The following is a 25,811-nucleotide window of genomic DNA, read 5'->3' as shown; positions in this document are numbered from 1 at the left end:
GTGCTACTCGGGTGTCAGTAAATAACTTGTACCCGGGGGCGGAGAGGGGTGTATGGCCGACGACCTGCGTTCGACGATGGAACGGGTCGGGGAGCGGTTCAACCTCGGCGAGTACGAGATAGACGCCTACCTGGCCGTCCTGGAGAGCGGCGAACTCACGGCCAGCGAGATCGCCGGCGAGACGGACATCCCCCAGCCGCGGGTGTACGACACGGTGCGGAGCCTCGCCGACCGGGGGCTGGTCGAACTCCGCGAGTCGCGCCCGATGAAGATCGTCGCGGTCGACCCCAACGACGCGTTCGGCGACATCCGGTCGTCGCTCTCGGAGATGGTCGACGAGTTGGAGGCGCGTTACACCGCGCCCGCTCGCGACACGGAGGCGGTGTCGCTGGTCAAGTCGCGGTCGACCATCCTCCGGTATCTCGAAGAGGTGATCGACAACGCCGACTACGAGATCACGGTGTCGCTCACGCCGGACCTGCTCCGGCGGTTCCGCGACCGCCTCGAAGCCCGCGTCGACGACGGCGTCGCGGTCGTGTTGCTGGTGACGCCCGCCTCGCGCGCGCCCGACCCCGACGAGTTCGACTACGAGGCGGTGTCGACCGAGGCGCGGGGGCGGCGCGGCATCACCACGCCGGTGATCGCGGTCGCCGACGGCGAGTACTCCGTGTACGCCACCCAGGACGCCCTCCGCGACGACCGCGACCGCTACGGCGTGATCTTCAACCGCTCGGCGCTCGGCTTCCTCGTCTCGGGCTTCTTCGGGACGGTGCTGTGGAGCACGGCCGAGGAGATATCCGCAACCGGCGAGGACCGGCCGTTCCCGCGGACGTACGCGTCGATCCGCCGCGCGGTCAAGGACATCCACGACCTCGGCGGCGAGTTCGAGGCGGTCGTCTCCGGGCGTGACGTCCAGACGGCGGCCGACGTCCGCGTCGAGGGACCGGTCGTCGACTACGAGTACGACCCCTCCGAGCAGGTGGCGTCGTTCACCGTCCACGACGCCGAGACCGGCCGGGTGAGGATCGGCGGCCTGGTCGCCGCCTTCGAGGACATCGAGGGCCAGGAGATCGAACTCACGCGGGCCTGAGCGCGGTCGTCCGCGGCGTCGGGTCCGAATCCGAACCGCGTCGGCGCGGGGTGGAGACGCCCGGACGGAAACGCCCAAGTCGGCGGGCGGTCTCGGTCGAGCCATGGCACGACCGTGGGCCGATCTGTACGACAACGTCGCCCCGACGACGGTCATCGTCGTCGGGTTCCTCCTGCTGATCTTCCCCGAACCCGCGACCTCCGCGCTCGGCGCGGGGCTGTTGCTGTTCGGCGCGGCGTGGTGGTTCTACGAGTGGCAGGGCGGCTACTGACGCCGCCTCGACCCGCGTTCGGCCGGCTCAGACGTCGACCGCGAACGGCGCGAACGCGCCCGCCCGCTCCGCCATCTCCCCGAGGAGGTCGGCGACCGCGACGAGGTCCTCGGTGTCTACCACCTCGACGGGCGTGTGCATGTAGCGGTTCGGGACGCCGACGTTGAGCGAGGGGACCCCGCCGCGACTCGTGGAGAACGCGTCCGCGTCGGTCCCCGTCCGGGTGCCGGCGGCCTGTAACTGGTAGTCCACTCCCGCCTCCTCGGCGGCGGTCCGCGCGAGGTCGACCACCGCGGGGTGGTTCGCGCTCCCCCGCCCGACGACCGGCCCCGCACCGAGTTCGACCGGGCCGCGCTTCTCCGTCTCCACGTCGGGGTTGTCGGTCGCGTGAGTCACGTCCACCGCGACGACCGCGTCGGGCGCGAGGTCGAACCCGACCATCCGCGCGCCGTTCAGCCCGACCTCCTCTTGGACCGTCGAGACGGCGTACACCGTCGCGTCGGCGTCGGTCTCGACCGCGCGGCGGAGCCCCTCGGCGGCCGCCCACGTCCCGACGCGGTTGTCCATCCCGCGGGCGCTCATCCGGGTCGCGTGGAGGTCGAACGTCGTAGTCGAGAACGTCACCGGGTCGCCAACCTCGACCAGGTCGCGCGCCTCGTCGGCGCTGTCGGCGCCGACGTCGACGAACTGCTCGGCGACCTCCTCGTACTCGTCGTCCTCGGAGTCGCGGAGGTGGATCGCCGTCTGCCCCACCACGCCTCGGACGGGATCGTCGGCGTGGACCGTGACGTGTTGGCCCTTCGAGACGGTGTGGTCGGAGCCGCCGACGCGCGACAGGCGGAGGAACCCGTCGTCGAGGATGTCGCGCACGACGAACCCGATCTCGTCGGCGTGCCCCGCGAACGCGACCGCCGGATCGTCGCCGCTCCCCTCGTGGACCGCGACCGCGTTGCCGTACGCGTCGACGGTCACGTCGTCGGCGAACCCGCGGACGTAGTCGGTCCACACCCGCTGGCCGTCGGTCTCGAACCCCGACGGCGACGGCGTTTCGAGCAGCGTTTCGAGGAAGTCGCGTCGGTCGTCGTCCATACTCGATCGGTGCCGCGTGCGGGCCAAGAAGCCGCCGGAACCGGGTCGTCCGCGGACCGCCGCTCCCGCCGTCGTCGGTCGCGTCGCGTCCACGCCGCGGGGGACCGACCGCCGGCCCCCAACGATATGTCGCCGTGTGCCGTCCCGACAGGACGTGTTCGACTTCACGCTCCTCGACGTTCGCGTTCACGACAACACGGTCGACTTCGACCTGCGGTGCGCCCGGCCCGAACGGGGTCGCGGGCGGCCGACGACGGCCGACGCCGAGGGTGCGGAGAGGACGGACCAGGTGGAGAGAACGGACGCGGACGCCGCCGACTCGTCGGGCGGGGTGGGCCGCGCCCTCCTGACCGCCGCGACGCTCGCCGTCGTCTCGGCGGTCGCCGCGACGGTCGTCGCGCGACTGTTCTCGGACGACGACGTCTCCGAGTTGGCCGACCTCGACGCGGCCGAGGGCCGCGGCGGCGACGACGCACACGACCGGGTCTGAGCGGAGCGCGAGCGGTGCGCCCGTCCGTGCGGTCGGCGCTCCGCTCTCGGGTCGGCGTCCCGCCGTCCCGCTAGTCGAGCGTCCCGACCTTCTCGGCCGCGTAGCCGAACAGGTCGGCGTAGCCGTACGCCGACATCAACACCGGGTAGAACGGCTCCTCCGCGGTGAGCGTCTCGCCGTCGGCGCTGGCGAACCGCTCGCCCGCCTCGACGCGTTCGAAGTTGCGCGCGAACACCTCGTACGTCTCGGCGGCGGGTTTGGCGATGGGCGAGAGCAGTTCGAACACGCCCACCTCGCTGGTCGTGTCCACGTCGAACGGGGTGGCGTCGTCGGCGACCGGGGCGGCGAGCGCGCCCGTCGCCGCGAGGAACGCCCGCGAGAGCCAGTAGGCGTTCTCGGCGGCGCGGTCGCTCCCCTGGAGGCCACACTCGACTTCGAGCGTGTGGGGGTGTTCGATCAGCCGCCCCTCGGTGAACGGGTCGGTCTCGATGAGCAGGTTCGTCGGCAGCGACGGCACGACGGCGCGTGCGACCGCGTCGACGGTCGCACACAGCGCGAACGGCTCCGCGTACGACTGCGTCGAGTGGAGCGACAGCGTGGTACACCCCTCCAACTCGCGGGCGATGTGGGAGGCGAGTCGGCGCTCGTGGGTGTCGGCGTCGGGGTCGCCGGGGAACGCGCGGTTGAGGTCCTCGTCGACGTAGCGCACGTCGCGTTCGAGGGCCTCCTCGTTGGCGACGATCAGCTTCACCGGCCGCTCGACGTCCGGGTCGGCCGCGACGAGGCGTTCGACCGCCGCCGGCCCGCACGGCTCGTCGCCGTGGAGGCCGCCGACGACCGCGACTTCGGGGACGCCCTCGCCCAACTGGTGGATCCGCATACACACCGACTCCGATACGGCCGTATTTGTGCCGACCGATCCGGCGACGCCGACGGCGACCGAAACCGCGGCGACGCGCGGCCGACCGGCGACGGTCGTCGGCGGACCGGTCGACCGCGGCGCCCCTCGACCCCTCAGCGCTCGACGACGCCGCGCAGGTCGGCCGGGTCGGCGTCGACCCCCGCGGTCACGAGCTCCGCCGTCGCCCGGAGGTCGCGGACGTGTGCCGTCTCGACCGGCGAGTGGTGGTACCGCACGGGAACCGACAGCGCGCCGACCGGCGTCGCGCCCGCCGCGGTCTGTAACGCGCCCGTGTCGGTGCCGATGTTCGACGCCACCTCCGGCTGCGTCGGGATGTCGCGGTCGGCGGCGAGGGTTTCGAGCCACTCGACGACCGTCGGGGTCGGCACCACCGTCGCGTCCTTCCGCTTGACCCCGACGCCCGCGCCGAGTTCCGTCACGCGGTCGGCCTCGTCGACGCCGGGCACGCCCCGTTCGAGCGTCCCGTCGACCGCGAGCGCGAGGTCGGGGTCGAGGTCGGCCCCCAGCGCCCGCGCGCCGCGGAGCCCCACCTCCTCTTGGGTGGTCGCACAGAAGTGGACCGTCACCGCGGGGTCGGCCCGCTCGGCCGCCCGGAGGAGCGTCCACACGCCCGCGCGGTCGTCGAGCGCCTTCCCGGCGATACAGCGGCCCAGCCGCTCGGTCGGCGCGCGGAGCGTCACCGGGTCGCCGACGGAGACCCGGTCGCGGGCCGCCTCCGCGGGCAGCCCCACGTCGACGGCCAGTTCCCCGACCGAGAGGGGTTCGTCGTCGTCGCGGACGTGCGCCGGCACCGCGCCGAGGACGCCGTCGACGGGGTCGGCGCCCCCGTCGGCGTGGACGCGGACCCGCTGGGCGCGCAGGACCTCCGGGTTCCACCCGCCGAGCGCGTCGAGACGGAGGAACCCGTCGTCGTCGACGTGGCTGATCATGAACCCCACCTCGTCGACGTGGGCGGCGACAAGCAGTTCGAAGTCGGGCGCCGAGCGGCCCTCGATACTGCCGACGACGTTGCCCATCGCGTCGGTCCGCACGCGGTCGGTCGAGCCGTCGAGTTCCGCGACGGCCAGTTCCCGAACCGCGTCCTCGTAGCCGACCGGGCCGTGCGCCTCCGTGAGGTCGCGGAGGAGACCGGAGCCGTCGAGCGTGTGGTCCATGCGGCCGGGTCCGTCCGGCGGAGGAAAAGCGCCCGGAAAGCGGTGAGACAGCGGCGCTTTGAGTTCCGGGCGGCGCGTCAGTGTTCGAGCGCCTCGACGTACTCGTAGTCCGCCTCGTACGCGTCGGGGGTGTGGTCGTCGAGCGCGATATGCCAGCCGTCGAGCGCGCTCGGGTCGTCGAGCGCGGCCCGCAGCCGTTCGCGCACGTCGGCCACGTCGACGCCGTAGAAGTCGTCGGGGACGCCGTGGAGGTACTGGAGCGCGGTCTCGAACAGCGAGCGCATCCCGCCGTCGTCCTCGAAGTCGACGTGTTTGTACGCGCCCGCGGCGACCTGAACCATCCCGTGGAGGAACGCCGACTCGGTGGTGCCGCTGCCGTAGTTGTACCACTCGTCCTCGAAACAGTCGTGGCTCTCGTGGTACTCGCCGGCGTTGAACAGCCGCACGCCGTGTTCGGTCGCGCGTCGGAGGGTGGCGTGCTCCCAGACCCGCTCGGCGGTCCGCCACCCCGTCGGATCGCCGAGCGGCGGCGCGACGCTCGGGTCGCGGGTGTGGTCGTCCATGCGCGTCCGTGGTCGGTCCGAGCCCGTAACTCCATCGGCGACGCCCCGGACGCGCGAACGGCCCGGGCGAGACGACGAGGCCGATGGACGAGGCAGGAGAGCGAGGCCGACGGGACGAGGACGACCGGGTGTGGTACGCGTTCGCGAACGACCGGGCGAGATTTAAGCCCCTACCCCCGTAGCCGAGCGTGTGGGACGCATCTCAGCGGTCCGGGCGTACCTCCGGCGCACCGTCGCGGCGCTCGCCGCGCTCCCGGCGCGCGCCGCCGAGCGGACCTGGGCCCTCTTGACCGACGAGGCGGCGCGGACGGCGGTGCTGTACCTCGGCGCGCTGCTGTTGGCGGGAGCGAGTTTCGGGTCGTTCCTCCTCGGCGGGGACGGCTCCCCCTCGAAGGCGGAGTTCGGACTCCAACTCGGCTCGGTCGGGCTCATCTTCTACATGTCGCTCCGGCAGGCGGGCAGCGGCGGCCGGCGGCGCGGCCGGAGTCGGTGAGGCGGGCGCGACGCCCCCGTCTCGCGGGACGGCTTCCGTGCACATTTATACCGGGGACCGCTCAACACCAACTGCCGAGCCGGCGCCGCGGCGACGCGGGCCGGCGTAAGAGCGGACCGTGCGAGGGTAGCCAAGCTCGGAAACGGCGGCGGACTCAAGATCCGCTCCTGTAGAGGTCCAAGGGTTCAAATCCCTTCCCTCGCACTGGTAACAGTGCGGAAGACGCTCTCGGAGCGCTCTTCCCTCGCAACACTTCCGAACCTCACCGACCAGAGCTGGGGCCGTCCGGACGGCCGGACGCGACCGGACGCGGTGTGCGGGCGGACCCGACGACGGAAACACCCATCACCGCCGGTACCGTCTACGGCGCGTGAGTCCCCCATCTCGGTCCGCGAGGCGTCTCGTCGTCGGCTCCGTCGACACCGAGCGGCGTCGGCTGCTGGTGGCGTTCGGCGTCCCGCTCGTGTTCTGTCTCGCGGTGCTGTCGTCGTCGAACCTGGGGTACCTCGTGGTCGTCCTCGCGGGGGGGCTGGCGGCGTACCTCTACACGCGGCGGACGGGCCGGGAGACGCTCGCGGCCGGACTCGCCGGGAGCGGCCTCCTCCTCGTCGCGCTGTTCCTCCTCCACCTGTACTGGGTCGGCGCGCGCGGGAGCACGGAGTCGCTGGCGGGCGCCGCCGCGAGGCTGTGGGGGTGGCCCTCGGCCGGGGCCGTCCTGCTCGCGCTCGGCTACTGGGTGTCGGGGGCGGACCGCTCGGCCGAGTGAGCGGCGGGGTGTCGAGTGGAGGGACGGCGACGAGACTGCCGAGAACGGGGACGGTACGACCGCGAGCGTCGAGAAGCGAGCGCCGGGTTACTTGCCGCCGTCGGTGGCGACGCCGAGCACGCGGTCGGCGGCGCGTTCGGCCTCCGCGGGCGAGGGGCGGGAGCCGGCGCGGACCTCCGCGCCGAGGGCGGACGCGAGGTCGGAGACGGCGGCGCCGTCGCCGTCCGTCTCGACGCGCTCGAAGACCGGGCGGTATCCGGCCGCACAGCGGCGTCCGCCGTCGGTGGTGGTGGCGTTGATGACGTACTCGAGGTGGCGAACCGCTTCGGTGGAGTGCATGTCAACTCGTACCGGCTACATCCCCATAAATTCACTCTGAGTCGAAATCGAGTTAATCGAGCGGCCGGGAGCGCCGGCGAGTCGGCAGGAATCGCGCGCGGCGACCGGGGCCGGTCGCTCGCCGGTCGCGGGGGCGGTCACTCCTCGGCGAGTAGCGACTCCATCGCGCGGAGGTACTCCGTGGCGACGGCGTAGTCGTCGTCGACGTGCGCCGCGACCCGTTCACAGCCGTGGATCAGGCGGTCCCGCCGGTCGCCGTCCGGGAGTTCATCGCGTGCGACCGCCTCCAGCGCGTCGAGGGTCTCGGCGAGTTCGGCCGACTCGCCCGCGCGGACGTGACTGCGGGCGTCGTCGACGAGTTCCGCGAGCGCGGCGTCGACGTCCCCGTCGGCGTCGGCGCGTCCGCCGGAGTCGCCGTCGCTCACGGCCGACCCGCCCCCCTGGGTACTGCCGCGTACATGCCCCAACAGTTCGGGCCGCGTCGCCTAAATACCGACGATCCGGTCGTGAACCCGATCGCGTCTCGTCCACGAGTCGGGGGAGGCCACCCGCGAGAGCCGAACCGCGCGAGCGCGCGTCGACCGCCGGCCGAGCGCCCGGACCGACGGATATTCGGGGCGTCCGACCGTCGAGCGGGAGCGTGCACGACGACCCCAGTCGCGCCGCGGTCGCCCGGCGCGCCGCGCGGGCGGGCGCCGCGGTGGCGAGCGAGCGCTTCCGGACCGACCTCGCGGTGGAGACGAAGACCGAGGAGACCGACGTGGTCACGCAGGCCGACCGGGACGCCCAGCGGCGCGTCGTCGAGACGCTCCGCGAGGCGTTCCCCGACGACGCCGTCGTCGGCGAGGAGGACGACGAGCGGAAGACGGTCCCCGACGAGGGGCCGGCGTGGGTGGTCGACCCCATCGACGGGACGAACAACTACGTCCGCGGGATCCGGGTGTTCGCCACCGCCGTCGCGGCCGTCGCGGACGGCGAACCGCTCGCGGCCGCGGTCGACCTCCCGGCGGTCGGCGACACCTACGCGTCCGACGCCGACGGCGCGTTCCGCGACGGCGACCCCGCGAGCGTCAGCGGGGTGGACGACCCCGAACTCGCGACCGCCGCCCCGACCGTCTGGTGGGGGTTCGACCGCCGCGACGAGTACGCCGCCGCCTGCCGGGGGATCGTCGAGCGGTGTGCCGACATGCGGCGGTTCGGCTGCGCGCAGGCGACGCTCGCGATGGTCGCCGACGGCGCCATCGAGGGGACGATCACGAACGTCCGCTGTCACCCGTGGGACACGGTCGCGGGGGTCCACCTCGTCCGGCAGGCCGGCGGGCGGGTGACCGACCTCGACGGCGACCGGTGGCGACACGACTCGCGCGGGCTGGTCGCCTCGAACGGCGAACCCGCGGTCCACGACGCCCTGCTCGCGGCGGCGCGCGACGCCGAGGCCGAACGGGTCGCCTGACCCGCGGCCGTCTCGGGGAGGTGATCGAACGTCCACCGAGGGCGCAACGACGAAGTGGTCGGGTCGCGCAGGGGGGGTATGGAACTGGACGAGACCGACCGCGCGATCCTCCGGATCCTCCAGGCGGACGCGCGCACCCCGTTCAGCGAGATCGCGCGCCGCATCGACATGTCGAGCGCGACGGTCCACGACCGGGTGTCCCGGCTGGAGGAGGCGGGCGTGCTCACGGGGTACCACGCGGAGGTCGACCCGTCGGCGCTCGGCTACGGCGTCTCGGCGTTCGTCGGTCTCCGGGTTCGACAGGGCCACGAGACGGAGGCGCTCGAGCGCCTCCGCGACGTCGAGGGCGTCCGCGAGGTCCACCTCACGACCGGCGAGTGGGACGTGCTCCTCCGGGTGTACGCCGAGAGCACCGACGCGCTCCGGGAACTGATGTTCGGCGGGATCGCCGGCATGGAGGGGTTCGACCGCTCGCAGACGATGGTGATCCTCGGCACCGACTACCACGAATCCGGCGTCCCGATCTGAGCCGCGCGTCCCGCGCGGGGGGCGGCCGGTCGACCGGACCGGCAGTCCGCTCGGGGTGAGGTGGGGCGGGGTGGCGGTCAGGCGCTCGCCATCTCGGCTTCGAGCGCGCGGAGCCGTTCGATCCGCTCGTCGACCGCGGGGTGGGTCCCGAACCACCGCGTGAGCTTCCCCGCCTCGACGCCGCAGAACATGAGCGCGCTCGTCCCCTCGTGTTCGCGGAGGTCGTCGTCGGGGACGCGCTCCATCCGGCCGTCGATCGCCGCGAGCGCGGTCGCCAGCGCCGCGGGTTCGCCGGTGATCGCGACCGCGCCGCGGTCGGCGGCGTACTCGCGGTACCGCGACAGCAGGCGGATCACCAGCGACGAGGCGACCCAGACGACGAGCGACGCCGCGAACGCGACGAGGAACTGCGGCTGGCCGTTCTCGCCGCCGCCGCCACCGCCGCCGTCGTCGAAGATCCACCCCCAGCGGACGACCCAGAACGCGGCCATCGACACCGCGCTCGCGAGCGTCATCACGACCACGTCGCGGTGCTGGACGTGCGCGAGTTCGTGCGCGAGCACGCCGTCGAGTTCCGCGCCGTCGACCGTATCGAGCAGGCCGGTCGTGACGCAGACCACGGCGGTCGACTCCGACCGGCCGGCGGCGAACGCGTTGGGCATCGGTTCGTCGGCGACCGCGACGTCGGGTTTCCGTACCCCCGCCTGCTGGGCGAGCCGTCCCACCCGCGCGTGCAGGTCGGGGTACTCCGACTCCGAGACCACCTCGCCGCCCACGCTCCTGAGCGCGACCTCGTGGCCGTACAGCAACTGTCCGACCGACAGCGCGCCGACGGCGACGGCGACGGCCGCGACCTCGCCGAAATACTGCGCGAGCGCGGCGGCGAACCCGACGTACAGCGCCGCGAGGAGGACGACGACGCCCGCCATCCGGAGCGTGAGGGACCAATCACGACGGAACTCCATACTCCTACTGGGGGCCGCGGAATCAAAAACCTTCGTCGCGGCGTCACGACCCGGGTCGGCCGCGCGGCCCGCGCCCCGAACCGCGCGCACAGTGCGTCGCTCGCGCCGCCGACGCGGGCCGCGACCACCGCGGCCCGCCCCGCCCGGACCGACACCGTTTCACGCCGACCCGCCGACGTACCCCCGTCCGCGCATGAAGGCCATCAAGGACAGCGTCCACGACTACATCACCCTAGACGACGCCGCGGCCGACTTGCTCGACACGCGCGCGGTCCAGCGGCTCCGTCACGTCAAGCAGCTGTCGACCGTCCGGCTGGTCTACCCGTCGGCCTCACACACCCGGTTCGAGCACTCGCTGGGGGTGTACCACCTCGCCGACCGCGCGCTCGCCCACCTCGGCGTCGACGGCGACCGGGCGCGTCACCTCCGGGCGGCCGCCCTGCTACACGACGTGGGCCACGGCCCGTACGGCCACCAGACCGAGGAGGTCATCCGCCGGCGCACCGGCCGCCACCACGACGAGATCCGCGACCTGCTCGAGGGTACGGACGCCGCCGCCGTCCTCCGCGACCACGACCTCGACCCCGACCGCGTGGCCGCCATCGTCCGCGGCGAGGGCGAACTCGGCCAGTTGGTGTCGGGGGAACTCGACGTCGACCGGATGGACTACCTCGTGCGCGACGCCCACCACACCGGCGTCCCCTACGGCACCATCGACCACGGCCGCCTCGTCAGGGAACTCGACTACCGCGAGGGCCACCTCGTGCTCGCGGAGGGGAACGTCCAGACCGCCGAGTCGCTGCTGGTGGCGCGCGCGCTGATGGACGCGACCGTCTATCGTCACCACGTCTCGCGTATCGCGGGCGCGATGCTCGAACGCGCCTCCGAGCGCCTGCTCGCCGCCGGAACGGGGGTCGAGGAGTTCCGCCGGATGGCTGACCACGACCTGCTGGTCGCGCTCAGGCGCGAGGTACCCGACCTCGGCCGGCGCATCGAGTACCGCGACCTGTTCAAACGCGCCGTCTGGACGGACCTGTCGGGCACGCCCGCGGACGTGGCGGAGTTCGACCACGCCGACGAGCGCGACGCCGAACGCGAGATAGCCGACCGCGCGGGCGTCGGGAGCGACGAGGTGATAGTCGACGTGCCCGGCCGGCCGACGTTCACCGAGGCGGGCAGCCGGGTGGTGGTCGACGGCGTCCCCCAGCGGCTGGAGGACGCCTCCGAACTCGTCTCGGGGCTGCGCGCCGCCCAGCGGGCGGGCTGGCGGATGGGCGTGTACGCCCCCGAAGCGTGCGTGCCCGCGGTGGCCGCCGCCGCCGAGGACGTACTCGGCGTCCGCGCGGGTCGGACCGCCTGACCGCGGACGACCCCCCGGCGCCGCCCGCGCCCGCCGGCGGTCCGCCCCGCCTCGCGCCGCGGGTACTTTTTACCCCGGGACGGCCAACTCCCGGCCATGACAGCGTTCGCTTGGGATGTCGGCCGCGCCCGGTGTGCGGCGGGAGGGCCGCCGTGACGACGATCAAGGACTCGGTGCACGACCACATCGAGGTGACGGGCGTCGCCGCCGACTTACTCGACACGAAGCCCGTCCAGCGGCTCCGCCGGGTCGCCCAACTCGGCACCGTGAAACTCGTCTACCCGTCGGCGAACCACACCCGGTTCGAACACTCGCTGGGAGTCTACTACCTCGCCGACCGCGCGCTCGCCCACCTCGGCGTCGAGGGGCGGCAGGCCGAGCGGGTCCGCGCGGCGGCCCTGCTACACGACGTGGGCCACGCGCCGTTCAGCCATAACGTCGAGGAGTTGCTCCACCGCCGGACGGGGCTGTACCACGACGACGTGGGCGGCCTCATCGAGCGGACGGAGCTGGGTGACGTGCTCGCGGCCCACGACCTCGACCCCGAGCGGGTCGCGGGACTCATCGGCGGCGACGGCCAGTACGGCCAGTTGGTCTCGGGGGAACTCGACGTCGACCGGATGGACTACCTCGTGCGCGACGCCCACCACACCGGCGTCCCCTACGGCACCGTCGACCACGAGCGGCTGGTGCGGGAGCTGACGTTCGTCGACGGCGAGTTGGTGCTCGCGGAGGGGAACGTCCAGACCGCCGAGTCGCTGCTGGTGGCGCGCGCGCTGATGAACCCGACCGTCTACACCCACCCGGTCGCGCGCATCAGCAAGGCGATGCTCCGGCGGGCGACCGAGCGGCTGCTCGACGCCCCCGACATCGACCCCGCGGGCGTCCGCCGGATGGACGACCCCGCGCTGTTGGTCGCGCTCCGGTCGAACCCGGAGACGGGGGCGTTCGCCGAGCGGTACGACGCGCGCGACCTGTTCAAGCGCGCCGTCTGGGTCGAGTACGACGACGTGCCCGACCGCGTCCGCGAACTGGACCACGAGGAGGTTCGCGACGTCGAGACGGAGGTGGCGGAGGCGTGCGAACTCGACCCCGAGGCGGTCATCGTCGACGTGCCCGCCGAGCCGTCGATGAAGGAGTCGACGACCGAGGTGGTGGTCAACGGCGACGTCAGACGACTGGAGGACCAGTCGCCGCTGGTGACCGCGCTCCGGACCGCCCAACGACAGCAGTGGCGGCTCGGCGTCTACACCACCCGCGCGGCCACCGAGCGGGTGGGCACCGCGGCGGCGGACGCGCTCGGACTCGACATCGACGGCGCGCTGGTGTCGGACGTGCGGCGGCGCGCGCACACCACGCTCGACGAGTTCACCACGGAGGCCGAGTAGATGCGCGGGAACCGGGACGCGAGCGGCGACGGCGGGCCGCGAACCGACGGCGGCACCGCGGGCGTGACGCTCACCGACGCGAGCGAGGGGACCCGAACGTTCGAGGGGACGGTGCTCGCGGGCGAGTCGTTCGAGGCGGTGACCGGCCGCGTCGTCGTCGAGGACGGCGAGATCGCGGCGGTGGAGGAGCTCGACTCGACCGACTCGACGGACGTCGTGCTGCCGGCGTTCGTCAACGCCCACACCCACGTCGCCGACTCCATCGCCAAGGAGGCGGGCCGCGGGCTGTCGCTCGACGAACTCGTCGCGCCGCCCGACGGGCTGAAACACCGGCTGCTGCGGGAGACGCCCCGCCGCGAGAAGGTCGACGCGATCCGGCGGTCGCTGCGGTACATGGCCGAGACGGGGACCGCCGCCCACGTCGAGTTCCGCGAGGGCGGCGTCGAGGGCGTCGACATCATCGAGGAGGCGGGCGGGGGCGTCCCCGTCGACAGCGTCGTGCTCGGCCGCGAGGAGGTGGCCGCGATGGAACACGACGCCGCCGCGGGGTTCGGCGCGAGCGGCGCGCGCGACGCTGAGTTCGAGCGCGAGCGGGCGGCGACCCGGCGAGCAGGCAAACTGTTCGGCATCCACGCGGGCGAGCGCGACCCCCACGACGTCGACGCCGCGATGGACCTCGACCCGGACCACCTGGTCCACATGGTCCACCCCGAGCCGCACCACCTCGACCGACTCGCCGACGCGGGGGTGCCGGTGGTCGTCTGCCCGCGGTCGAACCTCGTCACGAACGTCGGCCCGCCGCCGCTCCGGGAGTTGCTCGACCGGACGACGGTCGCGCTCGGGACGGACAACGTGATGCTCAACTCCCCGTCGATGTTCCGCGAGATGGAGTTCGCCGCCAAACTGTGCGAGGCGGACGCCGTCGAGGTGCTCCGGATGGCGACGGTCAACGGCGCCGAGATAGCGGGGCTCGACTGCGGCGTCGTCGAGGCGGGCCGCCCGGCGAACCTGCTGGTACTCGACGGCGACTCGAACAACCTTGCGGGCGTCCGCGACCCCGTCCGGGCGGTCGTCCGCCGCGCCGGCGCGAGCGACGTGCGCGAGGTAGTCTACTGACCGTTTACTTACTCCCACGATCGTCGTACTGATAACCGGGGCGCTGCGTTTAATCTTCCCTCGCGAGCCGACACGAGTGTTCAGCCGATGGTGGGAGACTCACGCGGAGCGGGGGGGAACGGCGCGGGGACGACCCGGCGGCGGCGGGCCGCCGCGGTACTGTGGTGTCTGGTGCTCGTGACGGCCGGCGCCGGAGGGGTGGCGGCGGCGTCCGCCGCGACCACGGGGGGCGGGAGCGGGGAGCTGACGGCCGCCTCCGGGGTCGCCGGAGGCCCGGAGGCGGGTGCGGCGGCGCTGACCGCGGGCGACGCGGCGGCGTCGGCCGCCGGAGGGGTGTCCGCCGACGGCAACGACACGGCGACCGGCGACGGGTCCGCGAACGCGACCTGGACCGTCGACGCGAACTCGACGGCCGGGTCGCCGTTGACCCCCGCGCCGACGGGCGACCTCGCCGTCTCGAACCCCCACCTCGTCGCGTACGTCGACGACGACGCCGCGACGCGGGGCGGTCTCGGCACGTTCACGCTCCAGGCCGCCGCGCCCGACGGCGACGGCGCGGTCGACCTGCTGTACGGCGGCGGCGACGCGTGGTCGTCGTACCTCTCCGTGCGCGTCGACGACCGGACGTACGTCACCGGCCGGGAGGTGTTGGGCGCGCGGAACATGGACGGCTACGTGACCCAGCGGCCGACGGTCGACGGCGACCGCATCGTCACGGAGTGGACGCTCCCCGAGGACGTGGTCGTCACTCAGACCGTCACGCTCGACGGCCCCCGCGCGCGGTTCGCCGTCGAGGTGGAGAACGCCGACGGCTGGGACCACGACGTGCGGGCGCGGTTCCTCTTCGACTACCAGCTCGGCGCGGCCGACGGCAGCCCCGTCCAGCAGAACGGCAGCCGGGTGACGACCGAGACGGTCGTCGACAATCCCGGCGTCGGGGGTGCGAACGGCGCGAACGCGGCGAACGCGAGCGTCGGGAACGCGAGCCTCGACGCCTGGCGGGTCGGCGACGACCCGAGCGCCTCCGGGCCGGCCGGCGTGGCGACGGCGCGGACGGCGCCGACCCGCGTCGCGTTCACGCGGTGGAACCCGGCGTACGGCTCGCCGTACGCGTACGACGCCGACCCCGACGCGGAGTTCTACAACGCCTCCCGCGACGAGGGCGACGGCGCGGGCCTGGTGTACTACGAGTTCGGCACCGTGGCGGCGGGCGAGTCGGCGGTCGCCCGGACCGCCTACGGCCCCGACGTGCCCGAGCGGTCGGCGGCGCTGTACGTCCCCGACCAGACGACGCGCGGCGGAACCGTCACCGTCGGGGGCGCGTCGCTCCCGTACGGCGGCTTCCTCGCGGTGTACGACGACGACGGCGACCTCCGGGGCGTCTCCGAGGAACTGCCGGCGGCCGGCGTGAGCAACGTCACCGTCACCCTCGACGACCCGCTGTTGGCCTCGGAGTCGCTGTCGGTCGTCGCCTACCGCGACACGAACGGCAACGACCGGCCGGACCTCGGCGCCGCGGGGGGCGACGACCCGTACGCGGGAGAGGACGGCCCGACGACCGAGCGGGCGTACGCGACGCTCGCGGGGCCGTTCGGCGCGGCCACCGACTTCGGCGACCAGACCACCGACGGCCGGACGGTCACCGTCGACTCGGTGAACCTCTCGGCGGGCGGGTTCGTCGCGCTCCGGACGCCCTCGGGCGCCGCCGACGACCCCGGGAGCATCGTGGGCGTCTCCGAGTATCTCCGGCCCGGCACCCACGAGAACGTCCGCGTGGAGGCGTACCGGGTGCCCGGCGGGCAGTTCACCCGGCTGTCGTTCGGCGAGGACCAGCGGCTCGTCGCGGTCCCCTACCGCGACACGAACGACAACAAACTGTACGACTTCCTCGACTCCGACGGCGCCGCCGACCGGCCGTACGCCGGCGGCGACGCCGTCGACGACGAGGCGTACGTCACGGTCGTACACGGCGGCAGCGCGGACGACGACGACGGCGGTTCGGGCGACTCGGGCGGTCACGCGGTCGTATCAGACACCGAGCCGACCTACTACCAGGTCGACTTGGCCGCCGGCCAGCCAATCGACAACCTCGGCGAACGGCTGTACGCCGAGGAGGACCGGCTGGTCCGGTGGGCGCTCGGCAACACCGACGACGGCATCAGCGGCCGCGGCACCGCCTGGCCGGACGAGTCCGTCCGCGCGTGCGTCGACGCCGGGCAGGTTCGGCGCGAGGGCGCGACGGCGCGCGTCTCGTTCACCGTCGCCGACGGCTGTTCGAACGTGACGCTGACGTTCGCGAGCTACACGATGGTCGACGCCGACTTCAGCCCCGAGACGGCGGACCAACAGGTCCTGTTCGACGCGACCACCGAGGCGTTCGGTCCCGGCGAGCACACGGTCACGGTGGCGCTCCCGGACGACGAGTAGGGGGGACTCCAGAGCGGCCCGCGCGCGCTCGGCGTCGGCCGATACCTGCCGACACCGAGACGCCGCTCCCGTTCGCATTCTTCGGCCGCGCGCGTCGCTCGTAGCGGAGGGTGTGACTCGTGGGCCGCGCGACTCGGAGTCGGGCCGACCCGGGACCGGTCCGGGTCGCGTGCGGTCCGTCGTCGCGCGGGCGGCCGGCGGGGGGTTCCCCCCCGCCGCACGCGCGGTCGAGAACGCACCATTTATACGGCGACCCCCGAAAGTACCCCCAACTACCATGCCGAGTTCGAACGGACCTCTCCACGGGACGCGCGGCAAACTGTCGAACGACCCCCGAAACCGCGGCACTTCGCCGCCCCAGCGCTCGATCGCCGAGTTCGACGAGGGCCAGAAGGTTCACCTCGCGCTCGACCCGTCGATCCCCGACGGGCGGTTCCACCCCCGGTTCAACGGCCACACGGGCACCGTCACGGGCAAGCAGGGCACCGCGTTCAAAGTCGAGATCAACGACGGCGGCAAGGCGAAGACGATCATCGCCAAGCCGGCCCACCTGCGCGAACAGCGGAGCCAGCAGGACGACGACGAGTAGCCGAGGATGACGATATTCAAAGAGAAGCTCGACGAGGAGTACCTCACTGTCTCCGAGACGAAGGACATCCTCGCCGAAGTCGAGGCGGAACGGGCCGCCGACGAGGAGCGCGAACTCCGCTACGAACTCGCGCGCGCCATCGAGCACGTCAACCGGTTCGCCGTCCTCGACGCCGACGAGTCGCTGGAGTTGGTCGCCGAACTCCGCGAGTTGGAGAAGGTGAACGAGACCACCGCGTACAAGATAGCGGACCTCCTGCCGCGCGACCGGACCGAACTCCGCTCGGTGTACGCCCAAGAGCGGTACGCGCTCTCGGGCGAGGAACTCGACGAGATACTCGACGTCGTCGCCAAGTACGCCTGAGCCGGCGGCCGATCCGCGTCCGCGCGGGCCGCGACGGCTCCGGTTCGGACCCGCCGACGCCGCCCGACCTCGTTTTTAAGGAGTCCCCCGGCCTATCCGAGAGTATGAGCGACGACGAGCAGCACGTCGACGACGAGTCCGCGGAGGCGGCCGCCGAGACCGGGGCCGACGAGGTGATGTACGCCGTGCTGTTGGACTACCTCCCGAACGGCCGGCCGGACGACGACCGCCCGCAGTACAAGAAGTCGCCGGTGGGCTACGCCGTCGGCGAGCAGGACTTCCGGCTGTTCGAGATCACCTTCGCGGACGACGCCGACGTGGGGATCGCCGACCGCGTCGACGTCGACCCCGACACCAACCCCGAGACGATCAACCGGATCCGCCCCATCGAGTACGACGACCTCACGCGAGGGGCGACGCAGGAACTGGAGTACGCCATCGAGGAGTTGGTCGACCGCGAGGAGCGGCGGTTCGTCGACTTCTACAACGACGCCCAGCCGATCACCCTCCGGCTCCACCAGTTGAACCTCCTGCCCGGCATCGGCAAGAAGCTCCGCAACAACGTCTTGGACGAGCGGAAGCGCGGCCCGTTCGAGTCGTTCGAGGACCTCGAAGAGCGGGTCTCCGGGCTCCACCGCCCGAAGGAGGTGCTCGTCGAGCGCATCCTGGAGGAACTCCGCGACGACGACCTGAAGTACCGCACGTTCGTCGGCGCGGACGCGCCCGCGAGCGACGACTGACGGGTCCGCACGTTCGGCGACGCGGGAAGCGTCGGCGCGCGGAGTGTCGACGCGCGTTGCGCCGTCACTCCGCGCGGAGTGACGGCGCAAACCCGCCCGCGAGCGCCGGGCGGGCGGGCCGTCCCCGACTCGATAGACGGATTTAGGGGGACCGACCGCAAACGCCGCCGTGATGACCGACCCCGCGCCCGACGCCGGCGGCCGCGACCCCGACCGCCTCCGCGAGCGCGCCGGCGTCCGGGGCGACCCCGACCGCGACCAGCACTTCCTCGTCGACGACCGGGTGCTCGACCGGGTCGCGGAGTACCTCCCGGCGGACGCCGACCGCTCGCACCTCCTCGAGGTCGGCGGCGGCACCGGCGCGCTCACCGACCGCCTGCTCGCGGTGGCGGACCGCGTCACGGTGGTCGAACGCGACCCCGACCTCGCGGCGTTCCTCCGCGAGGAGTTCGCAGACGCGGTCGCGGACGGCCGCCTCGACGTGGTCGAGGGCGACGCGCTGTCGGTCGAGTTGCCCGACTTCACCGCGTGCGTGTCGAACCTGCCGTACGGCGTCTCCTCGGAGATAGCGTTCCGGCTGCTGCCGCTGAAGCGCCCGCTCGTGTTGATGTTCCAAGTCGAGTTCGCCGAGCGGATGGTCGCCGAGGCGGGCACGCCCGAGTACGGCCGGCTGTCGGTGAGCGCCCAGCACTACGCCGACGTGGAACTCGTCGAGCGGGTGCCGCGGGAGGCGTTCGACCCCCAGCCGCGCGTCGACAGCGCGCTCGTGCGGTGTACGCCCCGAGACCCGGCGTACGCGGTGGACGACGAGGCGTTCTTCCTCCGGTTCGTGAAGGCGCTGTTCACCCAGCGGCGCAAGACGGTGCGGAACGCCGTGCGCAACACCGCCCACATCTCCGGGCTGGCCGACCCCGACGCGGTGGTCGCCGCGGCCGACGAGGACGTGCTGTCGGTGCGGCCGGGCGACCTCCCGCCGGCGGCGTTCGCGGCGCTCGCGGGGACCGCCCGGGCGGCGAGCGAGGTCGGCGAGGGACAGTAGATGGGGGCGGGCGGCGGGATATCGATACTCCAGAGCGGGACGGGCGACACGACGACGGTCGCGACGCCCGCGCCGGGCACCGACGGCGGCGGCGGCGAGACGGTGAGCGGCGCCGACTTAGTCGACGGGGCGGCGCCGCTCGCGGAGTTCGTCCGGTCGCAGTTCCCGACCCCCGAGTCGCGACTGCTGGCGACGCTCGCGGCGCTCCTCCTCCTCGTGGCGGTTGTCGTCGTCGTCCGGCGGGCGGGACCGCGGCTGAAAGACCGGTTCGACGGGGCGGTCGTCGAGTCGGCCCAGACGGCCGCGGTGGCGGCGACGGCGTCCGCCGTCGGCGCCTTCCTGATCCTGCTGTGGGGCGGACTCGGCGTGGTGAAGTTCCTCCTCGCGCCGTTCGAGGTGTCCTCGGGCGACGTGCTCCTCGTCGTGCTCACGGCCGTCGTCTTCGCTGGGGCGTACGGGGCGACGCGGCTGACGAAACGCGCGATCGGACGGCTGGCACACGACCGGGTGACGATCACCGACCACCAGCGGGAGATCCTCCACCACACCACCCAGATCGGGGTGTACGCGCTGGCGCTGATGGTGGTGTTGTCGCTGTGGACCGTCAACCTCGGCGGCCTGCTGGCGGGCGCGGGCTTCCTCGGTATCGTGCTGGGACTGGCGGCGCGACAGACGCTCGGGGCGGTGCTCGCGGGGTTCGTCGTGCTGTTCTCGCGGCCGTTCGAACTCGGCGACTGGGTCGTGATCGACGACCGCGAGGGGGTCGTCAGCGACGTCAGCATCTTCAACACCCAACTGCGAACGTTCGACGACGAGTACGTGATGATCCCCAACGACGCGGTCACGGACAGCGACATCGTCAACCGCTCGCGGGCGGGGCGGCTCCGGCTCAACCTCGACGTGGGCGTCGACTACGCGACCGACATCGAGGAGGCGGTCGACCTCGCCGAGGGGGCGATGGCGGGCCACGACGCGGTGTTGGAACAGCCCGAACCCGAGGTCGTGCTCTCGGAGTTCGGCGACTCCGCGGTGGTGCTCCGCCTGCGCTACTACATCGACACGCCGAGCGCGCGCAAGATGTGGAAGGCGCGCACCGACGTGATCACCGACGTGAAGCGGGCGTTCGACGAGGCGGGCGTGAAGATCCCGTTCCCCCAGCGCGAACTCTCCGGCCGCGCGGAGACCGGCGGCTTCCGGGTCGACGCCGCCGCGGCCGGGTCGGACGGCGACGGGGGTGACGACGGGTGAGCGACGACGGAGCGGGCGCGGGCGACGACGGAGCGGGCGGAGCCGGGGACGGTGCGGACGAGGGTGTCCCGACCGACGGCGAGTCGACCCGGGACGCGCTGGCGGAGCGGCGCGGTCTCGGCGACCCGGTGTACGCCCCCGCGGAGGACTCGGGACTGCTCGCGGAGGCCGGGGTCGACCGCGCGCGCGGGGTCGTGCTCGAAGTCGGCACCGGCTCCGGGTGGGTGGCCGAACGGGTCCGCGCGGCGGGCGCCGCCGACCGCGTGCTCGGGAGCGACCTCAACCCCCACGCCTGCCGGGCCGCCCGCGAGCGGGGGGCGGAGGCGGTCCGCGCCGACCTGCTCGACCCGTTCGCGGCGGACTCGCTGGATGCGATCCTCTTCAACCCGCCGTACCTCCCGACCGACCCGGACAACGAGTGGGACGACTGGCAGGAGGCGGCGCTGTCGGGCGGCGAGTCGGGCCGCGACCTGATCGAACCGTTCCTCGACGACGCGGCGCGGCCGCTCCGCCCGGACGGGCTGGTGCTCCTCCTGGTGTCGTCGCTGACGGGCTTTCCCGAGGTGGTGGAGTACGCCGTCTCGCAGGGGTTCGACGCCGAGACGGTCGCCGAGGAGTCGTACCCCTACGAGACGCTCTCCGTGCTCGCGCTGACGCCCCGGTCCGACGGCGCGTGAGCGCCGCGGGCCGACCCGCCGACCGCGGCGACGGGGGGTTCGGTTCGCGCCGACCGCGGGACCCGACGACTGTTGATAACCACGAGGAATAAGATCCTTTAGCAAGTATTATGCCTCGGCATTTCGAAGGGCGGACGATGACCGACGTAGTCGCCACGACCCCGGGGCTGTTCCCGCTCCCGGACTGGGCGAAATCGGAGCTGTCGGACCTGAAGGGCCACCAGAAGGGCGACCTCGTCTCGGGCGACGAGCTACCCGAAGTCACGGACGCGTACGGGCGCGCCCGCGAGGAGATGGTGGACGAACAGCGGGGGGCCGGACTCGACAGGGTCGTCGAGGGGCAAGCGCGGTGGGACGACATGCTGGCGCACCCGCTGACGGTCCACGAGAACGTCGAGACGGGCGGTATCGTCCGCTACTACGACAACAACAACTTCTACCGCGACCCGCGGGTCGTGGGCGAGTTGACGTTCTCGGGCGACGTGGGCGTCGAACTCGACCACGCGGTCGAACTGCTCGACGACGACCCGCTCCAGACGGTGCTGCCGGGTCCGTACACGCTCGCGAACCTCGCGACCGACGAGTACTACGGCGACGAGGCGGAGTTCCTCGCGGCGGTCGCGGAGTTCCTCGCGGGCGAGATAGACGCGTTCCCCGCCCACGAGACGCTGTACCTGCTGGAGCCGTCGCTGGTGACGAACCCGCCGGGCGACGGACGCGACGAGCGCGCGAGCGACGCCATCGACGAGGTGGCGGCCGCCACCGACGCCGACGTGGTGGTCCACACCTACTGGGAGGCGTTCGAGGAGAAGCCGTACGCCCACCTGATGGACGCGGGCGTCGACGCCATCGGGTTCGACCTCGTGACGGCCGACCGCGAGGCGACGTTCGAGTGTATCAACGAGTACGGCACGAAAGACGATATCGGGCTCGGGTTGGTCGACGGCCAGAACACCCGGGTCGAGGAGCCGGAGACGGTGGCCGAGCGGGTGGAGTGGGTCCACGACCGCGTGCCCGCCGCCGAGTTCGACACGACGTACGTGAGCCACAACACGGAGCCGTTCTACCTGCCCGTGAACCGCCACCGCGAGAAACTCGCGACGCTCGCCGAGGGCGCTCGCCTCGCCCGTAGCGAGGGGGTGGAACTGTGAGCCGGAACCCGGGGAACCGCGAGGGGTTCCGGCCGGACGACCACCCGACCGAGGCGTTCCTGCTCACGACCGTCGTGGGGTCGTACCCCAAGCCGCGGTGGTTGAACCGCGCGACCGACCTCGCGGAGGACGACGACGCCGACTTCGACGCGGTCGACCTGACGGAGGCGCACGACGACGCCTGCCGCGTCATCACCCACGAACACGAGCGGGCTGGGTTGGACACCGTGGTCGACGGCGAGATGCGCCGCGAGGAGATGGTGGAGTTCTTCGCGGGCCGGATCGACGGCTACGAGTTCAACGGACCCGTCAAGGTGTGGGGGCACAACTACTTCGACAAGCCGTCGGTGGTCGACGAGGTGGCGTACGACGAGCCGTGGCTGGTCGACGAGTTCGAGTTCACCGACGCGGTCGCCAGCCGCCCGGTGAAGGTGCCGATCACCGGCCCGTACACGCTGGCCAACTGGGCGTTCAACGAGGCGTACGACTCCGACGAGGAGCTGTCGTACGCGCTCGCGGACCTGGTCAACGAGGAGGTCGAGAAGTTGGTCGAGGCGGGCGCCCGCTACGTCCAGATCGACGAACCCGCGCTTGCGACGACGCCCGACGACCACGCCATCGTCGGCGAGTGTCTCGACCGGATCGTCTCCGACATCCCCGAGGACGTTCGGATCGGTCTCCACGTCTGTTACGGCGACTACTCGCGGATCTACCCCGAGATCAACGACTACCCGATCGACGAGTTCGACGTGGAACTGTGTAACGGCGACTACGAGCAGATCGAGACGTTCGCCGACGGCGCGTTCGCGCCCGACCTCGCGCTCGGCGTCGTCGACGCCCACACCGCCGAGGTCGAGCCCGTATCGGAGATCAAGGCGAACATCCGGCAGGGGCTGAAGGTGGTCCCGCCGGAGAAGCTGACCGTCTCGCCCGACTGCGGGCTGAAGCTCCTCCCCCGCGAAATCGCGTACGGCAAGACCGAGAACATGGTTCAGGCCGCCCGCGAGGTGGAGGCGGAACTCGACGCCGGCGAGATCGACGTCGACGACCCGCTCGCGACCGCCGACTGAGCCGGGGCGCCGACCGACCCGCTCGGACCGCGCGCCGGCTCGTCCGATGTCGCGGAGCCGGGCCGACCAGCCGCGACGGCCGCCCGGAACCGCCGGACGCCGCCCGCCCGGTCGGGGCGCTCCGCCGGTCGGCTCCGGCGACGTGTCGACGCCGGCCGTAAGCTTTTGTCCTCCGAGCGTGGTAACAAACTGCATGAGCTCTGCCGAACCTCTCGTCTCGTCCGACCGGGCCGACCAGTTCGAACGCGTCGCGCGGACCTCGGTCGGCGACCGCCTGCGGAGCATTACCTACTTCACGCCCGACGACCACGAGCAGGTCTACCTCCGGTCGGACTTGGACGCCGACGCCGATCTGGTGGGATTCGTCGAGCAGGCGCGCGACGGGTTCCGCGCGAACACGGCGTACGCCGACTCGGAACTCGGCGAGTACGAGTACACGGTCCGGCGGTTCTCCGACGGGACGCTCGTCCGCGTCACCAGCGGGGACGAGGGCGTGTTCGTCACCGCCGAGACGCTCACCGTCGAGCGGGCGGGCGAGACGGCGAGCGCGCTACTCGACCTCCTGGGGTGAGCTAGCGCGTACGGCGCGACCCACACGGCGCCACGGCCGCTCGGGTCGTCCGCCGCTCGGGTAGCGTCCGGCGGGTCGCGGGCGGGTCGCGACCCGGCGGTGGCGGTACCGTCACGAGATCCGGCGGGGCGTCCGTTACGGAACCCTTTTGGAGCGCGTCGCCGGACCACACCCAACGAATGGCCGCGACCACGCGCGGGGGTGGTCCCCGATGACCATGGACGACCGCATCGAGGAACTCCGCGAGCGGCGCGAGCGGGCGCTGCTCGGCGGCGGCGAAGAGCGGATCGAGAGCCAACACGACAAGGGGAAGATGACCGCACGCGAGCGGGTCGACTACTTCCTCGACGACGGCACCTTCCACGAGTTCGACCAGTTCCGCACCCACGACACCCACAAGTTCGGCATGGAGGAGCAGCGGCTCCCCGGCGACGGCGTCGTCACGGGCTACGGCGAGGTGAACGGCCGGAAGACGTTCGTGTTCGCACACGACTTCACCGTCTTCGGCGGGTCGCTCGGCGAGGTGTTCGCCGAGAAGGTGTGTAAGGTGATGGACAAGGCGATGGACGTGGGCGCGCCCGTCGTCGGTCTCAACGACTCCGCGGGCGCGCGCATCCAGGAGGGCGTCGGCTCGCTCGCCGGCTTCGCGGAGATATTCCGGCGCAACACCGAGGCGTCGGGCGTCATCCCGCAACTGTCGGGCATTCTCGGGCCGTGTGCGGGCGGGGCGGTGTACTCGCCCGCGCTCACCGACTTCACGTTCATGGTGAAAGACACCAGCCACATGTTCATCACCGGCCCGGACGTGATCGAGACGGTGACGGGCGAGCAGGTCACCTTCGAGGAGTTGGGCGGCGCACAGACGCACGCCTCCACCTCGGGGGTGGCCCACTTCGCCGAGGAGACCGAGGAGGACGCGTTAGACGACATGCGCCGGCTGCTGTCGTACCTGCCGCAGAACAACGTCGAGGACCCCCCGCGGGTCGAGCCGTGGGACGACCCCGAGCGGGCCGACGAGGAGTTGACGAGCATCGTCCCCGACGAGCCGCGGAAGCCGTACGACGCGACGAACGTCGTCGACAGCGTCGTCGACGAGGGGTCGTTCTTCGAGACGCACGCCGACTTCGCGAAGAACATCGTCACCGGGTTCGGCCGCCTCGACGGCCACAGCGTCGGTATCGTCGCCAACCAGCCGCGCGTCAACGCCGGCACGCTCGACATCGAGGCGTCGGAGAAGGCCGCCCGGTTCGTCCGGTTCTGTGACGCGTTCAACGTCCCCATCGTGACGTTCGTCGACGTGCCGGGGTTCATGCCCGGCACCGACCAGGAACACGGCGGGATCATCCGCCACGGCGCGAAACTCCTGTACGCCTACTCGGAGGCGACGGTCCCGCTGTTGACCGTCATCACCCGGAAGGCGTACGGCGGCGCGTACGACGTGATGGCGTCGAAACACCTCGGCGCCGACGTCAACTACGCGTGGCCCACCGCCGAGATCGCCGTGATGGGACCGAAGGGCGCGGTCAACATCCTCTACTCCGAGGAGTTGGAGGCCGCCGACGACCCCGAGGCGCGCCGGGAGAGCCTGATCGAGGAGTACCGCGAGGAGTTCGCCAACCCGTACACCGCCGCCGACAAGGGGTTCGTCGACGCGGTCCTCGAACCGCCGGAGACGCGCCCGCGGCTGATCGCCGACCTCGAACTGCTGCGCTCGAAGCGGGAGTCGCTCCCCGAGAAGAAGCACGGCAACATCCCGATCTGATGGTCCGAGCGACCGACGCCGACGACCCGGACGGAACCGAGGCGGACGGGGCGGAGTCGGACGACCCCGCGGGCGACCGAGGCGGGGCGGGTGGGCGGAGCGGCGACGCCGGTCCCGCGGTCGGGCCGGGGCTCCGCCTCGCCGTCCCCGACGACGCGAGCGAGGCGGAGACCGCCGCGATCGCCGC

The 25,811-nt window shown here is 72.4% G+C and carries 28 protein-coding genes, 1 tRNA gene and 1 pseudogene; 23 read left to right on the top strand and 7 right to left on the bottom strand.

Features of this window, described 5'->3' with window-relative positions; genetic code table 11:
* The first annotated feature begins 52 nt into the window (after positions 1-52).
* Both trmB and K933_RS18830 read left to right on the top strand, forming a co-directional pair.
* Entirely contained in the window at positions 53-1,090 is a 1,038-nt protein-coding gene (trmB, locus tag K933_RS15415; protein WP_023395680.1) for an HTH-type sugar sensing transcriptional regulator TrmB, read from the top strand.
* A 103-nt stretch (positions 1,091-1,193) separates the two neighbouring features.
* Entirely contained in the window at positions 1,194-1,361 is a 168-nt protein-coding gene (locus K933_RS18830) for a hypothetical protein (protein ID WP_023395679.1), read from the top strand.
* Positions 1,362-1,388: 27 nt separating this feature from the next.
* Here K933_RS18830 and K933_RS15410 read toward each other — a convergent pair whose 3' ends face one another.
* Complete coding sequence (locus K933_RS15410) at positions 1,389-2,450, bottom strand: M20/M25/M40 family metallo-hydrolase (RefSeq protein ID WP_023395678.1); 1,062 nt, start codon at positions 2,448-2,450, stop codon at positions 1,389-1,391.
* A gap of 154 nt (positions 2,451-2,604) precedes the next feature.
* On the opposite strand from K933_RS15410, the gene K933_RS15405 reads away from it, so the two are divergent.
* Positions 2,605-2,940 carry a hypothetical protein gene (locus K933_RS15405; protein ID WP_023395677.1) on the top strand — a complete coding sequence of 112 codons (336 nt, stop codon included), beginning with the start codon at positions 2,605-2,607 and terminating at the stop codon, positions 2,938-2,940.
* Positions 2,941-3,010: 70 nt separating this feature from the next.
* Here the strand turns inward: K933_RS15405 and K933_RS15400 are convergent, their stop codons facing one another.
* The 3 genes from K933_RS15400 to K933_RS15390 all read right to left on the bottom strand — a co-directional run bounded on the left by K933_RS15400 (position 3,011) and on the right by K933_RS15390 (position 5,579).
* Positions 3,011-3,820: a succinylglutamate desuccinylase/aspartoacylase domain-containing protein gene (locus tag K933_RS15400; protein WP_023395676.1), complete on the bottom strand. Its 810-nt coding sequence runs from the start codon at positions 3,818-3,820 to the stop codon at positions 3,011-3,013.
* A gap of 134 nt (positions 3,821-3,954) precedes the next feature.
* Positions 3,955-5,016, bottom strand: coding sequence for a M42 family metallopeptidase (locus tag K933_RS15395; RefSeq protein ID WP_023395675.1), 1,062 nt, complete (start codon positions 5,014-5,016; stop codon positions 3,955-3,957).
* A 77-nt stretch (positions 5,017-5,093) separates the two neighbouring features.
* On the bottom strand, positions 5,094-5,579 hold the full coding sequence (locus tag K933_RS15390; RefSeq protein WP_023395674.1) for a DUF309 domain-containing protein: 486 nt from the start codon (positions 5,577-5,579) through the stop codon (positions 5,094-5,096).
* 190 nt (positions 5,580-5,769) lie between these two features.
* Here K933_RS15390 and K933_RS15385 point away from each other — a divergent pair, with 190 nt between their 5' ends.
* From K933_RS15385 to K933_RS15375, 3 genes are all read left to right on the top strand, one after another.
* Entirely contained in the window at positions 5,770-6,072 is a 303-nt protein-coding gene (locus K933_RS15385; RefSeq protein WP_023395673.1) for a hypothetical protein, read from the top strand.
* A 120-nt stretch (positions 6,073-6,192) separates the two neighbouring features.
* Positions 6,193-6,276: transfer RNA gene (locus tag K933_RS15380), tRNA-Leu, on the top strand.
* 166 nt (positions 6,277-6,442) lie between these two features.
* Positions 6,443-6,838 carry a hypothetical protein gene (locus K933_RS15375; protein WP_049947933.1) on the top strand — a complete coding sequence of 132 codons (396 nt, stop codon included), beginning with the start codon at positions 6,443-6,445 and terminating at the stop codon, positions 6,836-6,838.
* Between the two features lie 87 nt (positions 6,839-6,925).
* Here the strand turns inward: K933_RS15375 and K933_RS15370 are convergent, their stop codons facing one another.
* Together K933_RS15370 and K933_RS17550 are read right to left on the bottom strand one after the other, a co-directional pair.
* Complete coding sequence (locus K933_RS15370) at positions 6,926-7,177, bottom strand: hypothetical protein (protein WP_023395671.1); 252 nt, start codon at positions 7,175-7,177, stop codon at positions 6,926-6,928.
* Between the two features lie 137 nt (positions 7,178-7,314).
* Complete coding sequence (locus K933_RS17550; protein ID WP_023395670.1) at positions 7,315-7,602, bottom strand: hypothetical protein; 288 nt, start codon at positions 7,600-7,602, stop codon at positions 7,315-7,317.
* Between the two features lie 215 nt (positions 7,603-7,817).
* On the opposite strand from K933_RS17550, the gene K933_RS15365 reads away from it, so the two are divergent.
* Positions 7,818-8,630, top strand: coding sequence for an inositol monophosphatase family protein (locus tag K933_RS15365; protein ID WP_023395669.1), 813 nt, complete (start codon positions 7,818-7,820; stop codon positions 8,628-8,630).
* A 78-nt stretch (positions 8,631-8,708) separates the two neighbouring features.
* Positions 8,709-9,158, top strand: coding sequence for an Lrp/AsnC family transcriptional regulator (locus tag K933_RS15360; RefSeq protein ID WP_023395668.1), 450 nt, complete (start codon positions 8,709-8,711; stop codon positions 9,156-9,158).
* Between the two features lie 77 nt (positions 9,159-9,235).
* Here K933_RS15360 and htpX read toward each other — a convergent pair whose 3' ends face one another.
* The gene (gene htpX, locus K933_RS15355; RefSeq protein ID WP_049947932.1) at positions 9,236-10,123 is read right to left on the bottom strand and encodes a zinc metalloprotease HtpX; all 888 of its coding nucleotides are present in this window, start codon (positions 10,121-10,123) and stop codon (positions 9,236-9,238) included.
* 193 nt (positions 10,124-10,316) lie between these two features.
* On the opposite strand from htpX, the gene K933_RS15350 reads away from it, so the two are divergent.
* The 15 genes and pseudogenes from K933_RS15350 to K933_RS15280 form a co-directional block, all read left to right on the top strand.
* Entirely contained in the window at positions 10,317-11,483 is a 1,167-nt protein-coding gene (locus tag K933_RS15350; RefSeq protein WP_023395666.1) for an HD domain-containing protein, read from the top strand.
* Positions 11,484-11,635: 152 nt separating this feature from the next.
* The gene (locus K933_RS15345) at positions 11,636-12,871 is read left to right on the top strand and encodes an HD domain-containing protein (protein ID WP_023395665.1); all 1,236 of its coding nucleotides are present in this window, start codon (positions 11,636-11,638) and stop codon (positions 12,869-12,871) included.
* On the top strand, positions 12,872-13,987 hold the full coding sequence (locus K933_RS15340; RefSeq protein WP_023395664.1) for an amidohydrolase family protein: 1,116 nt from the start codon (positions 12,872-12,874) through the stop codon (positions 13,985-13,987).
* 87 nt (positions 13,988-14,074) lie between these two features.
* Positions 14,075-16,414 (top strand): DUF7282 domain-containing protein, encoded by a 2,340-nt coding sequence (locus tag K933_RS15335; RefSeq protein WP_023395663.1) that lies wholly within the window; start codon positions 14,075-14,077, stop codon positions 16,412-16,414.
* A gap of 277 nt (positions 16,415-16,691) precedes the next feature.
* On the top strand, positions 16,692-17,003 hold the full coding sequence (locus K933_RS15330; protein WP_023395662.1) for a 50S ribosomal protein L21e: 312 nt from the start codon (positions 16,692-16,694) through the stop codon (positions 17,001-17,003).
* Between the two features lie 6 nt (positions 17,004-17,009).
* Positions 17,010-17,366, top strand: coding sequence for an RNA polymerase Rpb4 family protein (locus K933_RS15325; RefSeq protein WP_023395661.1), 357 nt, complete (start codon positions 17,010-17,012; stop codon positions 17,364-17,366).
* Positions 17,367-17,470: 104 nt separating this feature from the next.
* A complete protein-coding gene (locus tag K933_RS15320; RefSeq protein WP_023395660.1) occupies positions 17,471-18,106 on the top strand; it encodes a DUF655 domain-containing protein in 636 nt (211 codons plus the stop codon).
* Positions 18,107-18,278: 172 nt separating this feature from the next.
* On the top strand, positions 18,279-19,145 hold the full coding sequence (locus K933_RS15315; RefSeq protein ID WP_023395659.1) for a 16S ribosomal RNA methyltransferase A: 867 nt from the start codon (positions 18,279-18,281) through the stop codon (positions 19,143-19,145).
* Positions 19,146-20,393, top strand: coding sequence for a mechanosensitive ion channel family protein (locus K933_RS15310; RefSeq protein ID WP_023395658.1), 1,248 nt, complete (start codon positions 19,146-19,148; stop codon positions 20,391-20,393).
* Between the two features lie 98 nt (positions 20,394-20,491).
* A complete protein-coding gene (locus K933_RS15305; RefSeq protein ID WP_049947935.1) occupies positions 20,492-21,070 on the top strand; it encodes a HemK2/MTQ2 family protein methyltransferase in 579 nt (192 codons plus the stop codon).
* Positions 21,071-21,207: 137 nt separating this feature from the next.
* Positions 21,208-22,221 carry a vitamin-B12 independent methionine synthase gene (locus K933_RS15300; RefSeq protein ID WP_023395656.1) on the top strand — a complete coding sequence of 338 codons (1,014 nt, stop codon included), beginning with the start codon at positions 21,208-21,210 and terminating at the stop codon, positions 22,219-22,221.
* On the top strand, positions 22,218-23,291 hold the full coding sequence (locus K933_RS15295; RefSeq protein WP_023395655.1) for a methionine synthase: 1,074 nt from the start codon (positions 22,218-22,220) through the stop codon (positions 23,289-23,291). The genes K933_RS15300 and K933_RS15295 overlap by 4 nt, the downstream gene beginning before the upstream one ends.
* Before the next feature lie 193 nt (positions 23,292-23,484).
* The gene (locus K933_RS15290) at positions 23,485-23,862 is read left to right on the top strand and encodes a DUF7522 family protein (RefSeq protein ID WP_023395654.1); all 378 of its coding nucleotides are present in this window, start codon (positions 23,485-23,487) and stop codon (positions 23,860-23,862) included.
* 217 nt (positions 23,863-24,079) lie between these two features.
* Positions 24,080-25,624: an acyl-CoA carboxylase subunit beta gene (locus K933_RS15285; protein WP_023395653.1), complete on the top strand. Its 1,545-nt coding sequence runs from the start codon at positions 24,080-24,082 to the stop codon at positions 25,622-25,624.
* Positions 25,624-25,811: pseudogene (locus K933_RS15280) on the top strand (hypothetical protein); the annotation flags it as partial. The gene K933_RS15285 and the pseudogene K933_RS15280, both read left to right, overlap by 1 nt.

This window comes from Candidatus Halobonum tyrrellensis G22, assembly GCF_000495475.1.
Taxonomy (GTDB): domain Archaea; phylum Halobacteriota; class Halobacteria; order Halobacteriales; family Haloferacaceae; genus Halobonum; species Halobonum tyrrellense.
Note: the sequence above shows the minus strand (reverse complement) of the source record. Positions and strands in the feature narration are given on the sequence as shown.